Here is a 16,233-nt window from a genome sequence, read left to right on the forward strand (position 1 = left end):
GAGACAGATCATGAACTTGAAGAAGACTGCACTGCTCCAGACCGGCTTGTACATCAACGGTCAATGGCAACAAGCGAGTGAGCATTATACGGTCACGAACCCGGCCACTGGATCCGTCATCGCGGATGTCGCCAGAGCCGGAAAAGCCGAGACCCAGTCCGCCATCGATGTCGCCCACGTCGCCTTCAAGACGTGGCGTCGCAAGACGGCCAAGGAACGCAGCAAGGTCGTGCGCCGCTGGGGAGAGCTCATGATGGAGCATCAGCATGACCTGGCGACGATTCTTACCACGGAGCAGGGCAAGCCTTTTACGGAAGCGCTCGGTGAAGTCGCCTATGCCGCCGGTTTCCTGGAGTGGTTCGCCGAGGAAGCCAAGCGCGTCTATGGTGACGTGGTTCCGAGTCATAAGGCCGATGCGCGTATCGTGGTCACGAAGGAAGCCATTGGCGTGGTTGGTGCCATCACGCCCTGGAACTTCCCCTTGGCGATGATCACCCGCAAGGCAGGCCCAGCAATTGCCGCCGGCTGCAGCATGGTATTGAAGCCCTCCGAGGAAACGCCGCTTTCTGCCCTGGCCCTCGCCGTGCTGGCCGAGGAAGCTGGCGTACCTGCTGGCGTCTTCAATGTGGTATCGGGCGATGCGCCTGCTATCGGTGGCGCCATCATGGAGTCCAAGCTGGTTCGCAAGGTTTCCTTCACCGGCTCTACCCGGACCGGCAAGCTTCTCATGCGGCAAGCAGCCGATACGGTCAAGAAGTTGTCGCTGGAGTTGGGGGGCAACGCTCCTTTCATCGTCTTCGATGATGCCGATATCGATGCCGCGGTACAGGGGGCGATGGCATCCAAGTTCCGCAACACCGGCCAGACCTGCGTCTGCGTGAACCGTTTCTATGTTCAGGATAGCGTGTATGAAGAATTTACACGGAAACTGGTCCAAGCCGTTTCGCAGCTCAAGGTGTCGGAAGGTTTCCGTGAGGGAGCGAGCCAGGGTCCGCTGATTAATGCCATGGCCCTCGACAAGGTCGAGACCCATGTTGCCGATGCCGTTGAGAAGGGAGGTGAGATCCTCATAGGAGGCAAGCCAAGCGAGCTCGGCGGCACCTTCTATCAACCCACGGTGATCGGTAATGCCAACGCCGAGATGATGGTCACGGACGAGGAGACCTTCGGGCCTGTGGCCGCCTGCTATCGGTTCAGCAGCGAAGAGGAAGTGTTGAGCATGGCCAATGATACCGATTATGGGCTGTCGGCATACTTCTATTCCCGCGATATCGGCCGAATCTGGCGAGTCGCCGAAGAGCTGGAAGCCGGTATCCTGGGCATCAACGAAGGGATCATCTCTACCGAAGTGGCACCCTTTGGTGGCGTCAAGGAGTCCGGCCTTGGCAGAGAAGGGTCCCGTTACGGGATCGAAGACTATGTCGAAATAAAGTACATGTTGATGGGCGGCATCTGAAGCATTACCAGCGCCACCTTCAGGGTGGCGCGCTTACATTCCTGCGGAGTTGACAAATGCAACAAGCAAATCCTTTTTCCGTTTCGTCATCCAATAGGAAAATTGATCCCAGCCGCAGAAGGGGTGGTCAATATAAACCCGACGGCTCCCCCAATGATAACGACAGAGTCGAAATAGGGCCGACTGACTTGGCCTTTAATGAATGGGAATCGCTTGGTCTGACAACCCCAAACCTCGCCAGGATGCGCGAATTTCGCTTGCAAAGAATTACAAGCGAATTGCAAAAGCGTGATTTGGCTGGCGTCCTACTCTTCGACCCACTAAATATTCGCTATGCGACTGACTCCACCAATATGCAGTTGTGGGTCACGCATAATCATGCTCGTGCCTGCTTCGTCTCGGCAAGTGGCCATATTATTTTGTGGGACTTTCACAACTGCGATCACTTGTCTGCCCACTTACCCTTGGTAAAGGAAGTCAGGGGTGGCGCATCCTTCTTCTATTTCGAGACAGGAAATCGAACTAACGAACACGCTGAACATTTCGCTTCCGAAATTCAGTCCATTCTTCGCCATCACTCGGGTTCTAACAAAAGGTTAGCTGTCGACAAGATTGAGATCGCGGGTCTCAGGGAGCTGGACAAACTCGGTATCTCGACGTTCGATGGCCAGGAAGTAATGGAATTAGCCAGAGCAATCAAAGGGGAAGATGAGATCAATGCGATGCGTTGCTCAATCGCCTCCACCGAGATCGCAATGAAGGCAATGCAGGAGGCCACTCGTCCCGGAGTGACAGAGAATGATATCTGGTCGGTATTGCACGCAGAGAACATTCGCCGTGGTGGAGAATGGATCGAATGCCGTATTTTATCCTCTGGGCCTAGAACCAACCCTTGGTTCCAGGAGTGTGGTCCACGTATCGTGAATGAGGGCGAATTGCTGGCCTTCGATACCGACTTGATTGGACCATATGGAATGTGCGCCGATATTTCCCGGACCTGGATGATTGGCAGCCAACCACCCACCAAGACCCAGAAACATCTTTATCGAGTCGCCTACGAACATATTCATCACAATATGGATATCCTGGCTCCAGGCATGAGTTTTCGTGAGGTTACCGAAAAAGGGATAAGGCTGCCTGAAGAATTCCGTCATCAACGGTATGGCGTCATGATGCATGGTGTCGGACTGTGTGACGAGTATCCGTCCATTCGGTACCCCGAAGATCAAGAGTGTCATGGGTATGACGGAGTGATCGAGCCAGGCATGGTTCTCTGTGTAGAAGCATACGTTGGCGAAGTAGGTGGACAAGAAGGCGTAAAGCTCGAGGATCAGGTGCTAATTACCGAGGATGGATACGAAAACCTGACAAGTTACCCTTTTGAAGAGGACCTTTTGAGCTAACAAACCAGAAAATATTGAGTGGGGAGGTTCCTGGGTTCCCCACTCAATTCCATAAACTACAAAACAAAGGTGGTATGATGTTTTCTTTAGACGCTAGCTCCAAAAGCCACAAGAGAAGAGTGGGCCTGCTATCAATAGCAATATTGTCGATGTTCATAACTTTTGTGTTCATAAACCCAGAGGGAAGCACTAGCAGCCTAGAGGCAGCAAAGAACTGGATATCCATCAACTTCAGCTGGTTTTATATGTCGGCTGTCGTTGTCTTCGTTCTAATCCTTGCTTATTCGGCCTTGAGTCGGGCAGGCAACCTTCGCTTGGGAAAGGAGCACGACCGGCCTGAATTCAGCCACTTCGCCTGGGGGGCCATGCTGTTTTGCACAGGCATGGGCATCGGACTTGTTTTCTTCGGCGTTGCCGAACCTGTCATGCATTACACATCACCTCCGGTCGGTGGAGGAGAAACCGATGCGGCAGTTCGAAATGCGATGGAAATTACTTTCTTTCATTGGGGAATCAGTGCTTGGGCAATCTATGCGATAGTTGCACTTGTTATCTCATATGCCGCTTACCGTAAGGGCCTTCCCATCGAAATGCGGTCTGCTCTCTACCCCATCTTCAAAGAACGTATCTATGGCCCCGTCGGAGACATGATCGACACCTTTGCGGTCCTGGCAACGATTGTCGGAATCGTCACTCCTCTGGGCTTTGGTGTGATGCAAATCAACTCGGGGTTAAGCTATCTTTTCAACATCCCCGACAGTACAATTGTGCAAATCGCACTCGTACTGGGCATCAGCGGTGTCACTTGCACTTCGCTGCTTCTCGGCCTCAAGAAAGGCATCAAGCGGCTCTCCTTGATCAATATGGCCGTGGCTATCGGCCTTATGGTCTTCGTCTTCCTTTTCGGAAAGAGTGCATACATCCTGAATGCCACCGTCGAGAATATTGGGGATTATGCATCTAGCCTGGTTCCGTTGAGCTTTGAAACCTATTCTTTCACCAACCCGGAGTGGTTTCGAGGCTGGACGCTCTTCTATTGGGCATGGTGGATTGCCTTCGCTGCTCCGACCGGGATCTTTATCGCTCGTATTTCCAAAGGCCGCACGATTCGAGAATTCGTATTCGGAGTGCTTGTCATTCCTGTCGGTTTCTCCTTTGCCTGGCTTTCTGTGTTCGGAAACACGGCTCTCGACTTGATTCATAATAGTGGCCTTGAAAGTCTTCAGGCGGCTGTCATGGCCGATTCATCTACAGCTTTGTTCCAGTTCTTTGATATCTTCTCAGAATGGAAGATTCTCAGCTACATTGCTCTTTTCTGTATTTTCGTGTTCTTTATCACGACAGCTGACTCAGGGACGATGGTGGTCAACATCCTGACTTCTCCAAAAGAGGATCAAGCCCCCGGCCATGAAAGGGTTTTCTGGGTGCTAGTAGAGGCCGGCATCACCTCTCTTCTTCTTCTGATCGGGGGGATGGCAGCAATTCAGTCCACCTTGATAATTCTTGGCTTTCCGTTTGCCTGGATGATTGCAGTCATGTGCGCCGGCTTTGTAAAATCCATCTCCGAAGAACTAAAGGATCCTCGCATCGGAAGAACCAAGGAATCCGATCTCTCCACCAGCAGCCTCCGTGAAAGCATCCAGTAATCTTAATTCCTATATTACAGTGTCTTTCAGCCCTGTCTGAGACAGGGCTTTTTCTGGCCAATAACGACTAGCGACTGTAGGTCTTCATCTCACAATTTCTCGAAGCCATTCAACGAAGTGAACAACTTTGGCAAGCCCCTGCTTATCCGTGGAGATGTCCAGCCAGTAGCCATAAGGGCCTTGTACTTCCACGTCACTGAAGATCATGAGTGCTTGAGCTTCCAGCTCTCGCTTAATCATTCGACGGTCGATCAGGGCAACCCCAGCGCCCGAGACCGCCGCATTGATGACTTGGTCAAGCGTACTGAACTCCGTCCCTTGACGCGGATCGATAGATGCGTTCGTTTCCCGAACCCAGTCGTCCCAGACGGGGAGTCGTTTACCATGGTGCAGGATATGCAAGAGATTCTGATCGGAAATATTCAGATTCCCCGAAGGAGGCAGCAACTCAGGTGCACAGACGGCAACGTGCTTCTCCAGCATCAACATTTCACTAAAGTAGCGGGCCCGAGCGGTGCGCCCAAAACGGATGGAACAGTCATAGCTTACCCCCTCCGCCTCATGATCGTTGATCGTGAGCTGTAATTCGGGAAAACGCTTTCTGAAATCGGTTAGACGAGGCACCAGCCATCGAGTCGAGAAGGTGGGGGGGGCCAGAATACTCAGCTTCTGGCGCTGGTTAGGATCTCGCACTCCTTCAATCGACATCTCCAGGAGATTAAAAGCCTGATGCAGCTGTGGTAGTAGCTGGCGTCCTGCATCACTCAACTCAAGGCGTCGGCTTGTCCTAACGAACAACGGTGTACCCAGATAATCTTCCAACAGCTTGATCTGTTGGCTCACGGCTCCCTGAGTCACGTGTAGCGTTTCGGCTGCTTTGGTGAAGCTCAAGTGGTTACCAGCTTCTTCGAATACTCTTAATGATTTGAGTGGAGGGAGGAGGCGCATGTTGATGGCATTCTCTTGTTAACGGCTGTTCTCAGATTAGGTCTGGATAAGTTCCAAATTTAATGCTATCGAAGGGTGCTCAGGCCACCGACGAATTTCTTGAGGATCATGGCGTCAACGTGCAGTGGCGTTTGCCATTCCAGTATCTTCCGCTTCCGCGAGCTGCAGTTAACCGGTTGTCTTGTCAAGTCCTTCCTGCCGAGGACTGCTAGGTTTGTTCCCCCGGCAGGCACTGTCGCGACAGCCCGTGGGTTTTCTCGTCAGAGCCTCGCTGCCAAGGGCTATACGGGCCAGCAAAGTAGAGCGTCGTAACGGTATTCTGAGTCATCTCGGCATGCTTCACCATATGCCTACCTTGATCGTAGCTCATGGGCCGGCGTTGCCGCTGGTAAGGGCGAGCCGTGTGGAGAGCCAGCTTAGGAAACGCTGCACAAATCCCGCCGCAGCTGCCTGATCGCCACCGGCCGGGTAGAATCTGAACCGTACCAGGATTCCCGGAGGCTCCAAACCTTGAGAGGATGGAGCCATGAATACTTCCAAACGATATGCCCCTGAGGTCCGTCAGCGGGCCGTCCGCATGGTCTTCGACCATGAGGCCGACTACCTCTCCCAATGGGCGGCTATCGGCGCCATTGCCCCCAAGATCGGCTGCACACCGGAGACGCTGCGTAGCTGGATCCGTCAGGCCGAACGTGATGCAGGGCGTCGGGAAGGCGCGACCACTACTGAACGCGAGCGAATCAAGGCCCTGGAGCGCGAGAACCGCGAGCTGAAGCAGGCCAACGAGATCCTGCGCAAGGCCTCCGCGTATTTTGCCCAGGCGGAGCTCGACCGCCGCGGCAAGTGATGATCGAGTTTATCGATGATCACCGAGAGTCGTACGGGGTCGAGCCGATCTGCCGTATCCTGCCGATCGTCCCGTCGACGTATTACGAGCACAAGGCCCGTGAAATCCGGCCCGACCGAGCGCCACCTCGTATTCAGCGTGATCACTGGCTGAGTGCCGAGATCCAGCGTGTCTGGCACGAGAACTTCGGCGTCTACGGCATCCGCAAGGTATGGCGGCAGCTACACCGCGAAACCATCCCGGCAGCTCGGTGCACGGTCGAGCGGTTGATGCGCCGGATGGGGTTGCGCGGCGTGGTGAGAGGCAAGCCGGTCCGTACGACCGTGCCAGATCCCAACAAGGCCTCTCCGGCGGACCTGGTGCGACGGCAGTTTCAGCCAGCTCAGCCTAATGCGCTGTGGGTGTCGGATTTCACCTATGTCGCGACTTGGCGGGGTTTCGTGTACGTCGCCTTCGTCATCGATGCCTTTGCCCGCCGGATCATCGGCTGGCGAGTCTCACGCTCTCCCCGCACCGACATGGTGCTCGATGCGCTGGAGCAGGCGCTTCATGAACGCCCTCAGGGAACTGACAGCGACTTGATCCACCATAGCGATAGGGGCGTTCAATATGTCTCGATTCGATACACCGAGCGCTTGGAGGACGCCGGCATCGCCCCGTCTGTCGGGAGTGTCGGCGACTCATATGACAACGCGCTGGCCGAGACGGTGATCGGATTGTTCAAGACGGAGGTAATCCGCCGATGCGGGCCATGGCGGCACCTGGAAGCCGTTGAGTTCGCCACCCTGGAGTGGGTCGACTGGTTCAACCATCGACGACTCCTGGAGCCGATCGGCAACATGCCGCCGGCCGAGCGAGAAGCGCTGTATTATGAGCAACAGGGTCAGGCCAAGAAGGTGGCCTGACTCAAGCCAACGGGTCTCCGAGAAAGCCGGTACGGTTCAGGTCGTTTCCTGCGGGATCGGGGTGCCGGTTATGAAGACGCTTCGATCGGGGCGAGGAGGGCCGGGGCAGCGCCCCGGCGAGACACTCCGGCATCATTCTCCAAAGTATTGCTGTTGCAGTCGCTCGAAGGTGCCGTCGGCCTTGACCTCGGCCATGGCCGCGTTGAATTCCTCGACCAGTTCCTGATCACGGGTGCGGAAGGCAGCACCGACACCAGGGCCATAGATCGATTCCGGCTCGGTGATCAGCGGGCCCCGGCGAGAATAGGCGTCTTCATCCAGGAGGGCCTCTTGGGCCAGCGGGAAGGCAGTGAATACCAGGTCCAGGCGACCGGAGTGCATATCGCTGATCACGCCGCCCGAGTTGCTATAACGGCGTATATCGGCCTCGGGGTGGAACTGGGTGACGTAGCGGTCTTGGATGGTTCCCTGCTGCACCCCTATGGTGACGCCGGCGAGGGTGTCTTCGACGTCCACCTCCTGGTCCGACCGGCCGACCCAGACCGAGGGTACCTGATAGTAGGGCTCGGAGAACTGGACCTGACGGGCGCGGTCCTCGGTGATGTTCATCGCCGAGGCGATGAAGTCGTATTTGCGGGCGAGCAGTCCGGGGATAATGCCGTCCCAATCCTGCTTGATCCATTCACACTCGCGCTGCATCTCGGTGCAAACGGCATTGATCAGTTCGACTTCAAACCCGGTGATGGTGCCGTCGGGCTGCTGATACTGATAGGGCACATAGGGCACGTCCACGCCGATACGCAGCGGACTCTCGTCCGCTATTGCCGGAGACGTCGACAGGGCCGTGGCGATCAGCAGGCCAGAAAACAGGGAAGCACGCATGGGATGACACCTCTTGTGGTTGTGTGATGCAGAAATGGCCGTACAGTCAGGTTGCTGGCGATGCCCGGGTCGGTCATGACGACCGACTCAGGATCAGGGAGCGGGCGGCGCGGCCGAGTCCGCCAGCTCCCCCAGGGTGATCGAGTGCAGCGGCGGACGAACCTGGTAGTAGCCCGCCGCGTTCATGGAGGTGCCCGAGTGTCCCGCCAACAGACGGGTGACGCTCTCGCCGCATAGCCGTCCCTGACAAGGCCCCATGCCGCAGCGGGTGAAGGCCTTGAGCTGGCCGGGACCGGCGGCACCCTGGGCCATGGCGGCGTCGAGCTCACCGAGGGAGACGGCCTCGCAGCGACACACCAGGGTCGTTTCGGGCTGGGCGGCGAGCCATCCATCGGGGACTCGGAACAGCGCCTCGAGCAAGGCTCGGGCACTTAGCTCGCGACGTCGGGCCTGCACAAGTGGTGTGCGCTCGTTCTCTACCGGCTCGCCCTTGGCGGCGAGAATCGATAGGGCCGCGAGATGACCCTCGCGCTCGGCGTTGAGTGCCCCGCCAATACCGGCGCCGTCGCCGGTCAGCCAGATGCCGGGCGCGGCAGCCAGGCTGGCCTCTTCGCGATGGGGGACAAAGGCCTGCTGGCTAGGATGCCAATCAAAGGGCAGGCCTAGGCCCCGGCTCAGTTGGGGCTCCGGCACCACGCCGAAATGCGTCAGCAGCATGGAGGCGTCGACGCTCTGCCAGCGGCCCGCTCGTCGGTAATGCACCGCTTGCAGGTGGGGATTTCCCTCGGCCCTGAGACCTTCGATGCCGTGCACTACTTTCACGCCGGCACGCCGCAGCGTGGTCAGCATGCCGAGTCCCTTGAGCAGGTAGTGGCGGCCATGCCAGGTGCTCAAGGGGCGACGCAGCATGGTCGCGTAACGTGAGCGTGGGGCCGCATCCAGGATCAGGCGAGGCGGACACCCGGCACGCAGATACTGCCAGGCCAGCAGATAGAGCAAGGGCCCGGTCCCGGCCAGTACCGGCGGCACGTCAGGGATCAGGGCGCCCTGCTTGAGGAGAATCTGGCCGGCCCCGGCCTGCATGACGCCGGGCAACTGCCAGCCTGGAAATGGCCAGCCACGCTCCATTGCGCCGCTAGCAACGATCAGTCGCCTTACCTGCCAACTCTCGCTGCGCCTGTCCACCAGCACCCCAAGGGTCGTGCCTTGGCCCTCGCGTTTGGCCCACCACACCCGGCTGCCCGGCCGGTAGTCGATTCGAGCCCGTTCGAAGCGCTCCAGCAGGCGTCGGCCGCGCAAATAGTCGCGGCCCATCACGTCTTCTCCCAACTGGGGGGCGGTGAGCTGACGGTAGATCTGGCCCCCGGGGCTGGGCGCCAGGTCGAAGACCACCGGCACCTGGCCGGCCTCGGCCAGGCGGCTGGCGGCGGCCATGCCGGCGGGACCGGCGCCAATGATCGCCACGTCGGCGTGATGTGTGCTCGCGTCGCTCATGCCGGCCTCCGTTGGCGCTCGAGGCGCATGCCCTCGGCCACCGGTACCAGGCAGCCCTGTCGGTTGGGTTGACCGTCGATCGTGATGAGACAGTCATGGCACACCCCCATCATGCACAGCGGCGCTCGGTGGCCGCCGGCGGCATGGTCGCGATATCCCGTGGCGCCGACGAGCCACAGCACCGCCGCGGCGGCGCTGAGGGTGGCCGGCACTGAATGGGGTTGCCCCTCCAGCCAAATCGTGACCATCGCCGCGGGGGCGGCATTATCCAGTCGTTTGAACATCGAAACGGGCTCCAGAAAAGTCACCGTGGATTGTCGCCAGGCGATCGGTATCGATGGCCTCGGCGAGCTCCCGAGCATGAAAGGCGGCCAGGGTGATGCCACTGTGGCAGCTCAGGTTGTAGGCCCCTGGGCAGCTACGGGAAGCCTCGTAGAGTGGGCTGCCGTCCGGGGTCATGACCCGCAGCGCACCCCAGCTACGCACCAGTCGCGCCTGGGCCAGCTCGGGGTAGATCTGCACCGCCCTCTGGCCAAGGCGATGGATGGTCTCCAGCGTCACTCCGGTGTCGTAGCCGGCGTCTTCCAGCACATCGCCGATCAGGTAGCCGCCGCTGGCGGTCTGGCGAAGCTGGGGAGTCGGTAGCCGCCCGCTCGGAGGGAAGCGCTCGGTGACCAGCACCTGGCCGCGAACCGGGTGTACCTGGCCGGAGAGCCCCAGTGGGGGGGCCAGGGTACGTGCCCCCAGCCCCGCGGCAAGGATCACCCGTTCGGCAGAGAAACTGCCTTGCGGACTATGTGCGGTGAAGCCAGTAGTGGAAGCCTCGATCCCAGTGACAGGCGTGGCAGGGTGATAGTCGACGCCCAGCGTCAGGCAGGCGGCATACAGAGCACGCAGTAGGTAGAGGGGGTTGCACTGGCCGTCGTGGGGCGAAAAGGTGCCGCCATGGACCCTCTCGCCGAGACCTGGAAGTTGCTCGCGAAGCGCCTCTCGGTCGAGATATTCCCAGCGTACGGCCGTCAGCGAAGGGGTGGCAGCATACAGTGTCCTGTATTCGGCCTGACGTGCCTGGGCCTCTTTGGCATCGAAACACAGATCCACGCCGCCGCAATGCTCATACTCGAGGTCGATGCGGGTGCGTTCGGTAAGCTCCTCCGCGAACTCTGGCCAGGCCATGCTCGAGTGCAGCGACAGTTCGGCATAGCGCGGCATGGCAAGCCCCTTGCCTTGCACCCAGACCAGTCCGGCATTGCCCCGCGAGGCGCGCAGTGAATCGTCGTGCCCATCGAGCACGGTGACGCTTCGACCACGGCGAGCCAACCCATAGGCCACGGCCATTCCAACCACGCCGCCGCCGATGATAAGGAAGTCTTGAGGCATCCGCTTCGCTCCGTCACTGCGATATGTCTCGACGATAGATCAGCCAGGTCATACGATCTAATATCAATACTTGGTCATCCCATATGGTAATGTTATGGACTCACCGCGACTAAGCGATCGTCAGTTGCAGGCCTTCCAGCAGGTAATGGACTGCGGGACCGTCTCGGGAGCAGCCCAGCGCATGCTTATCGCGCAGCCCGGCGTGACTCGCCTGCTCAAGCAGCTCGAACATGATCTCGGCTTCGCCCTGTTTGAGAGGCGGCGTGGACGCTTGGTGCCGACCCCCGAGGCACGACTCTTTCACCGCGAGCTGGTTCGCGTATGGAGCGGGCTGGAGGAGTTGCGCACCACGGCCAGGCGCATCAGAGAGCGTGAGATGGGCGGGCTACGCATCAGTGCCATGCCGCTACTGGGCATGACCTTCTTGCCAGATGTGCTTGCGGCTTTCACCAAACAGCACGGAGAGGCCCAGGCCGAACTCGCTACCTTCCGTTCCGAGCAAGTGCTGGAGGATGTGGTGACCCAACGCGCCGATCTTGGCTTTGCCATGCTGGGTGGAGGCGACGAACGCGTGGAGAGTGAGGCGTTTCGCCTCGAGAGTGTCTGTCTGTTGCCCGCGGATCATCCGCTGGTGGCACAGGCGAAAGTGAGTATCAAGGATCTACACGGCCAACCACTGATTTCCTATGAGCCGCGGGATCCGACTCGACAGGCCCTTGATCGGCTGATCGAGGCGGCAGCTGTGCGTCCACAGCGACAGCTGCAAGTGTCTCTGGCCTTGCAGGCGGCTCGCCTGGTGGCGCAGGGTGCTGGCATCGCGATCATTGACCCCCTGAATGCTCGCGGATTCGAGGGCCAAAACATAGCGATCCGTCCCTTCGAGGCCGATCTGGGCGATACGTTTTATCTGCTGACGCCCCGAGAGCAGCCCCTCTCGAGCCTGGCGAAGGATTTTATCGAGGCCTTTCGAGCTCAATTTCTCGCCATGCGCGTCTGAGCCAGCGTGTTCTGTTTCGGTCTTTTGATTTAAAAGGTGAGCCTGAGCTTCGTAAAAAACAAAACTCAGGCGTTGGATTTTCTTGATATAAGGGTTAGTGACGCTCGGTATCGCTGGTTAAGGCCTAGCCGTACGAGTACAGGCTGTTATGTTGCACTCGCATGGCGGCTTTTCGCCAATTCCTGGTCAGCCTTAGCTGTCGGTGGTGTTCTCCAGATGGCGATATTGGCGTAGCCGTAGAAGAGGGCGAGCGCAAGCACCAGCATGTGATACCAGAGGAAGGGCAGGTAGGTCAGCGTCGAGACCCCAAGCGTAGTGGCCATAAAGACGCCGCCATCTGTCCAGGGGACCATCGGGGTCGTGATGGTACCACCGGCCTCGGCGTTGCGCGACAGCACGCGCCGGTCCACGCCCTGGTCGTCATAGTTCTTTTCGGTGATGGTGCTGGCCGTGATCAACGAGACATAGGCGGCACCGCCGAAGAAGTTCCCGAAGAAGCCGCCCAGCATGGTCGAGAGCGTCAGGCGGCCCGAGTTGTTGGCCCAGCGCAGGAAGCCGTTGCTGATAGCCTTGAGAATGCCGACCCTCTCCATCAGGCCACCCAGTCCCAGGGCGAACAGGATGAGGGCGACTACCCCGAGCATGGACTGGATGCCCCCCCGGTTGAGCAAGGTATTGAGGAACTCGACGTCGGATTGCATGGCGTTGCCGACGTAGGCGATCCGGATGGCTTCGATCGGGCTGATATCCTGGGCCCACCAGGCGCAGATGCTCCCCAGCATAGCACCGAAGGTGATAACCGGGATGGCGGGATAGCGTCGTGTCAACAGCAGGATAACGATGGCGGCCGGTAACAGCAGCCAGGGGCTGATGATGAAGTGTGTTTCCAGTGCCTGCATGGCGATGGTCGCACGACTCGTATCCACATCGCCGCTGATATAGAAGAAACCGACGATCAGGAACAGCACCGACGCGATAGCGATAGCCGGCACACTGACCCACATCATGGAACGGATATGATCCACCAGGTTGACCTTGCACAGTGAGGCGGTCATCACCGTAGTGTCGGAAAGCGGTGACATCTTGTCGCCCACATAGGCGCCCGAGATAACGGCGCCGGCCACCAGGGGCAGCGGAATGCCAAAGCTGTGGCCTATGCCCATCATGGCGACACCGGCGGTGCCGACGGTCCCGAAGGAGGTGCCGGTGGCCAGCGAGGTCAGGGCGCAGATGATAAAGGCCGCGAAGAGGAAGATCTGAGGATTCATCACCGACAGGCCGTAGTAGATGATACTGGGCACGATGCCCCCGGCAATCCAGGTGCCAATCAGGGCGCCAACGGTGGTGAGAACCAGTACGGCCTCCATGCCATTATGGATACCGTTGATAAGACCATCCTGCATGGTCTCATAGTCGATCTTTAGCTTGAGCCCCAGGGCCATGACCAGGAACCAGGAGGCAAAAAGCGCGAGCTGTATGGGGAGCTGAAGTACATTGATGCTGAGAAACATGATGGCGATGAAGCCGATCATGATGGCAAGGACCTCGGTCATGCTAGGTAGCCTTGCAGGCGTCATTGCAGTGGACATGATGTTTCCTCTGGAATTGTTCTACCGATTTATTCTGAGGGGTATGAAGAAAAACGGGTGAGTCGATAGGGCTTGTGATCGGGTTGGTAATGCGGGGTCGAAGAAGTGGGGCTGTCTCCTTGTATGGCCAGGTTTGCGATAAGCTCTGCCGTCACCGCCGCTTGGGTGAGGCCGAGGTGGTGATGCCCGAAAGCCAGCAGGACCTTGCCGTCTTTCGCGCTATCGATGATGGGTAGCGAGTCCGGAAGTGACGGCCGAAAGCCCATCCATGGCCTAGCGTCGGCCGTGTCGAGATCGCTCTCGAACAGCCCCTGACTCAGTCGATGCAGCTGCCAGGCTCGCTGCATGTTGGGCGGTCGATGGAGGCCGGCAAACTCGACGGTGCCCGCCAGGCGCAGGCCTTCGTCCATCGGCGTCATGATGAAGCGTCGCTCCAGCGAGGTAATGGCCACCGGCAGGCGCTCTTTCTCGCGGGGCAACATCAGGTGGTAGCCCCGCTCGGTATCGAGAGGCACCCTGGTGCCGGTGAGGGCTGTGGTGAGAGGGGCCGAGTGGGCGCCACATGCCACCAAGACCTTGTCGGCCCGGATAGCGGAAGAGTTCGCCATTTTCAGGTTGACGCCTCGATCGTCGACCTTTCCCGTGAGCACCTCGTCTCGCTGAAACCGCACCCCATTGGCCTTGGCAGCCTTCGTCAGGGTGTCGACTACCTGCCAGGGGTCCACGACATGGGCGGTTTCCGGGAAGAACAGGCCACCCTTGATGCGCTTGGAGAGTTGCGGTGCGATTGTTCGGACGGCGTCTCCCTGCCAGTACTCTGTCGCCACCTGCTGGGCATCCAGGCGTGACTCGAGGACGTCGATCGCCTCCCGAGAGCGCTCGTCTTCATAGATCAAGAAAGAGCCTTCTTTTTTCAGCAAGTGGCCGCCATTCACCGAGTCGAGTAGCCTGTGCCATGCATAAAGACTGGCCTCGTTGAGAGACCGAATGCCGGCCACGCTGGCCTGATAGGGCGCCGGACGAAGGTTCCAGAGCAGTTGAGCAAACCAGGGCAAGGCCTTGGGAAAGTGCCGCCAGTCGAGGCGGAGCGGCCCCATGGGATCCATCAACATCTTGGGAAGGCGCATCAGGATTGATGCATCGGCAATGGGGAAGACCTGCTCGGTTGCCATGTGCCCGGCATTGCCATATGAGGCCCCCATGCCGGGTTCTTGCTTGTCCAGCACCAGCACACGCCAGCCCAGTCGACTCAGGGAAAGGGCACAGGCAATACCGATGATGCCGGCACCAATGACGACGATGTCGCAATCAGGTTTGGCGTTGCCGGCTGCTGGATCCTGTGAGGCCATGGGCATTCCTTACTTCCTCTTTGTCGATTGTATAAAATATAAGTTATGGCGCTGGCACCTGCAATACGGGTGTCGACCAAAGTCTATGGCTCGAGGAAAGAAAATATCGTGGGCGTGCCAAGGGACCATCGACACCATGTCACCGCCGATGGTGGGGCTGACTAAGAGACGGCGGGGCTGAGCCTGCATCGATGCAGGGATGTCGGGTACCCTGAGCCGCTGATCACTGCCCGGCAAGGTGTGGCAAGGAGGGCAGGTTCAGCATGACTAGGGGGGCTTTAGCCAGTCCACTCGAAGGCTGGAAATGGCAAGAAGAACATCACTGAGAGCGGCTTATCGTCTATGGGGAGTAATCACGGCTAGGTTTTGTACGAAAAGTCGGCGAGCGATGGCCAGACAAGGCAAAAATCGGCGAAAAGACGGACCGGGCTCGCGTACGAGTTTACGGGGTGTAAATGAGTACTTTGAGCCGACTTTTAACGCCGTATTGGCGAGCGCAGGCAGTTTTCGTACAGAGCCTAGGTATGCCTTTCTCGGCTTGCATTCATATAAAGCCCTGCTGTTACGAGGGCATCTGGCCGGCATTGTCAGGGGAATCACAAACCATGGAGAAGGCGTCGCCGAGGCTCAGGTCTTCTCGGCGCGTCTCGCTCGCTCCTCGAGCAGTTCGACGATTCCCTCACAGGCTTCCTGGATATGCGTTTTCAGGAGATCGCATGCCTTGTCGGCGTCGCCCTGGCGAGCCAGATCCAGCAGTTTATGGTGCTCTCGTTCGGCTTTTTCGATCTCTTGGGTATAGAGAAGCTGCATGCGGATGTAGCGATCCGACTTGGTATTCAGCTGGCTGATGAGTGAGAGCGTCTCGGGCAGCTCGGCGGGTTCGTAAAGTGCCAGATGGAAGGCGTAGTTGTACTCGCTCCAGTTATCGATTTCTCCGCCAGAATTGAGCGCCTCGTCGTATTTTCGGAGAATCTCCTCGGCTTTTTTGAGGTCTGCGTCGCTGAGCCTGGTAATCGCATGCCTGAGAACATATGTCTCCAGTAGCGTACGTAACTCGAAAAGCTCTCGAATCTTGCTGACGGAAAGTTCCGTGGTGAAGGCACCACGGTGGGCGTAAAACTCTACCAGCCCTTCGGATTCGAGGGTCAGCAAGGCCTCTCGTACGGGGATACGGCTGACATCGTAATCCTTGGCTAGCGCATCTTGTCGCAGCTGAGTGCCGCCCTTGAACTCACCGCCAAGGATTCGCTTGCGCAAATCGTCGGCCACGAATTGGGCGCGTGTCTTGAATGTCGCCATGGCTTGCATTTACCTAACAAGTGTTATCGCACATTTTA

General features: G+C 58.4%; 13 protein-coding genes and 1 other annotated feature. Of the genes, 5 read left to right on the plus strand and 8 right to left on the minus strand.

Annotated elements, in window-relative coordinates:
• Window positions 1–10: 10 nt before the first annotated feature.
• From NFU04_RS00810 to NFU04_RS00820, 3 genes are all read left to right on the plus strand, one after another.
• Window positions 11–1,456, plus strand: coding sequence for an NAD-dependent succinate-semialdehyde dehydrogenase (locus NFU04_RS00810; protein WP_251307639.1), 1,446 nt, complete (start codon window positions 11–13; stop codon window positions 1,454–1,456).
• A 56-nt stretch (window positions 1,457–1,512) separates the two neighbouring features.
• Window positions 1,513–2,859, plus strand: a complete 1,347-nt coding sequence (gene dddP / locus NFU04_RS00815) for a dimethylsulfonioproprionate lyase DddP (RefSeq protein ID WP_251307640.1) — start codon at window positions 1,513–1,515, stop codon at window positions 2,857–2,859.
• A 74-nt stretch (window positions 2,860–2,933) separates the two neighbouring features.
• On the plus strand, window positions 2,934–4,505 hold the full coding sequence (locus tag NFU04_RS00820; RefSeq protein ID WP_251307641.1) for a BCCT family transporter: 1,572 nt from the start codon (window positions 2,934–2,936) through the stop codon (window positions 4,503–4,505).
• Window positions 4,506–4,589: 84 nt separating this feature from the next.
• Here NFU04_RS00820 and NFU04_RS00825 read toward each other — a convergent pair whose 3' ends face one another.
• The gene (locus tag NFU04_RS00825; protein WP_251307642.1) at window positions 4,590–5,453 is read right to left on the minus strand and encodes a LysR substrate-binding domain-containing protein; all 864 of its coding nucleotides are present in this window, start codon (window positions 5,451–5,453) and stop codon (window positions 4,590–4,592) included.
• 526 nt (window positions 5,454–5,979) lie between these two features.
• Between NFU04_RS00825 and NFU04_RS00830 the strand changes: the two genes are divergently transcribed.
• Window positions 5,980–7,205 (plus strand): IS3 family transposase gene (locus tag NFU04_RS00830; protein WP_251307643.1). Its coding sequence is split into 2 segments (ribosomal slippage): window positions 5,980–6,265 and window positions 6,265–7,205, totalling 1,227 coding nucleotides; the frame shifts between segments, so codons are not numbered across the junction.
• Window positions 6,258–6,374: a sequence feature (AL1L pseudoknot), on the plus strand. Its footprint overlaps the gene before it by 117 nt.
• 132 nt (window positions 7,206–7,337) lie before the next feature.
• On the opposite strand, the gene NFU04_RS00835 is transcribed toward NFU04_RS00830, so the two are convergent.
• The 4 genes from NFU04_RS00835 to NFU04_RS00850 all read right to left on the minus strand — a co-directional run bounded on the left by NFU04_RS00835 (window position 7,338) and on the right by NFU04_RS00850 (window position 10,961).
• The gene (locus NFU04_RS00835) at window positions 7,338–8,087 is read right to left on the minus strand and encodes a transporter substrate-binding domain-containing protein (protein ID WP_251307644.1); all 750 of its coding nucleotides are present in this window, start codon (window positions 8,085–8,087) and stop codon (window positions 7,338–7,340) included.
• A gap of 93 nt (window positions 8,088–8,180) precedes the next feature.
• Complete coding sequence (locus NFU04_RS00840) at window positions 8,181–9,581, minus strand: FAD/NAD(P)-dependent oxidoreductase (protein WP_251307645.1); 1,401 nt, start codon at window positions 9,579–9,581, stop codon at window positions 8,181–8,183.
• Complete coding sequence (locus NFU04_RS00845) at window positions 9,578–9,865, minus strand: (2Fe-2S)-binding protein (protein WP_146803621.1); 288 nt, start codon at window positions 9,863–9,865, stop codon at window positions 9,578–9,580. The genes NFU04_RS00840 and NFU04_RS00845 overlap by 4 nt, the downstream gene beginning before the upstream one ends.
• Window positions 9,846–10,961 carry an NAD(P)/FAD-dependent oxidoreductase gene (locus NFU04_RS00850; RefSeq protein ID WP_251307646.1) on the minus strand — a complete coding sequence of 372 codons (1,116 nt, stop codon included), beginning with the start codon at window positions 10,959–10,961 and terminating at the stop codon, window positions 9,846–9,848. Before NFU04_RS00850 ends, NFU04_RS00845 begins: the two co-directional genes overlap by 20 nt.
• 94 nt (window positions 10,962–11,055) lie before the next feature.
• On the opposite strand from NFU04_RS00850, the gene NFU04_RS00855 reads away from it, so the two are divergent.
• A complete protein-coding gene (locus NFU04_RS00855; RefSeq protein WP_285835097.1) occupies window positions 11,056–11,958 on the plus strand; it encodes a LysR substrate-binding domain-containing protein in 903 nt (300 codons plus the stop codon).
• A 146-nt stretch (window positions 11,959–12,104) separates the two neighbouring features.
• Here the strand turns inward: NFU04_RS00855 and nhaC are convergent, their stop codons facing one another.
• The 3 genes from nhaC to NFU04_RS00870 form a co-directional block, all read right to left on the minus strand.
• Window positions 12,105–13,511, minus strand: coding sequence for a Na+/H+ antiporter NhaC (gene nhaC / locus NFU04_RS00860; RefSeq protein ID WP_251307647.1), 1,407 nt, complete (start codon window positions 13,509–13,511; stop codon window positions 12,105–12,107).
• A 65-nt stretch (window positions 13,512–13,576) separates the two neighbouring features.
• Window positions 13,577–14,896: an NAD(P)/FAD-dependent oxidoreductase gene (locus tag NFU04_RS00865; RefSeq protein WP_251307648.1), complete on the minus strand. Its 1,320-nt coding sequence runs from the start codon at window positions 14,894–14,896 to the stop codon at window positions 13,577–13,579.
• A gap of 627 nt (window positions 14,897–15,523) precedes the next feature.
• Window positions 15,524–16,195 (minus strand): GntR family transcriptional regulator, encoded by a 672-nt coding sequence (locus NFU04_RS00870; RefSeq protein ID WP_146803626.1) that lies wholly within the window; start codon window positions 16,193–16,195, stop codon window positions 15,524–15,526.
• Window positions 16,196–16,233 lie beyond the last annotated feature (38 nt).

It is taken from the genome of Halomonas sp. NCCP-2165, assembly GCF_023708045.1.
Lineage (GTDB): Bacteria > Pseudomonadota > Gammaproteobacteria > Pseudomonadales > Halomonadaceae > Bisbaumannia > Bisbaumannia pacifica.

What these genes read in the sequence shown, in the direction of transcription:
- NFU04_RS00825 (WP_251307642.1), bottom strand. Translation starts at nt 5,453, where the DNA reads ATGCGCCTCCTCCCTCCACTCAAATCATTAAGAGTATTCGAAGAAGCT.
- NFU04_RS00845 (WP_146803621.1), bottom strand. Translation starts at nt 9,865, where the DNA reads ATGTTCAAACGACTGGATAATGCCGCCCCCGCGGCGATGGTCACGATT.
- NFU04_RS00855 (WP_285835097.1), top strand. Translation starts at nt 11,056, where the DNA reads ATGGACTCACCGCGACTAAGCGATCGTCAGTTGCAGGCCTTCCAGCAG.
- NFU04_RS00835 (WP_251307644.1), bottom strand. Translation starts at nt 8,087, where the DNA reads ATGCGTGCTTCCCTGTTTTCTGGCCTGCTGATCGCCACGGCCCTGTCG.
- dddP (WP_251307640.1), top strand. Translation starts at nt 1,513, where the DNA reads ATGCAACAAGCAAATCCTTTTTCCGTTTCGTCATCCAATAGGAAAATT.
- NFU04_RS00840 (WP_251307645.1), bottom strand. Translation starts at nt 9,581, where the DNA reads ATGAGCGACGCGAGCACACATCACGCCGACGTGGCGATCATTGGCGCC.
- NFU04_RS00810 (WP_251307639.1), top strand. Translation starts at nt 11, where the DNA reads ATGAACTTGAAGAAGACTGCACTGCTCCAGACCGGCTTGTACATCAAC.
- NFU04_RS00850 (WP_251307646.1), bottom strand. Translation starts at nt 10,961, where the DNA reads ATGCCTCAAGACTTCCTTATCATCGGCGGCGGCGTGGTTGGAATGGCC.
- NFU04_RS00870 (WP_146803626.1), bottom strand. Translation starts at nt 16,195, where the DNA reads ATGGCGACATTCAAGACACGCGCCCAATTCGTGGCCGACGATTTGCGC.
- NFU04_RS00820 (WP_251307641.1), top strand. Translation starts at nt 2,934, where the DNA reads ATGATGTTTTCTTTAGACGCTAGCTCCAAAAGCCACAAGAGAAGAGTG.
- nhaC (WP_251307647.1), bottom strand. Translation starts at nt 13,511, where the DNA reads ATGACCGAGGTCCTTGCCATCATGATCGGCTTCATCGCCATCATGTTT.
- NFU04_RS00865 (WP_251307648.1), bottom strand. Translation starts at nt 14,896, where the DNA reads ATGGCCTCACAGGATCCAGCAGCCGGCAACGCCAAACCTGATTGCGAC.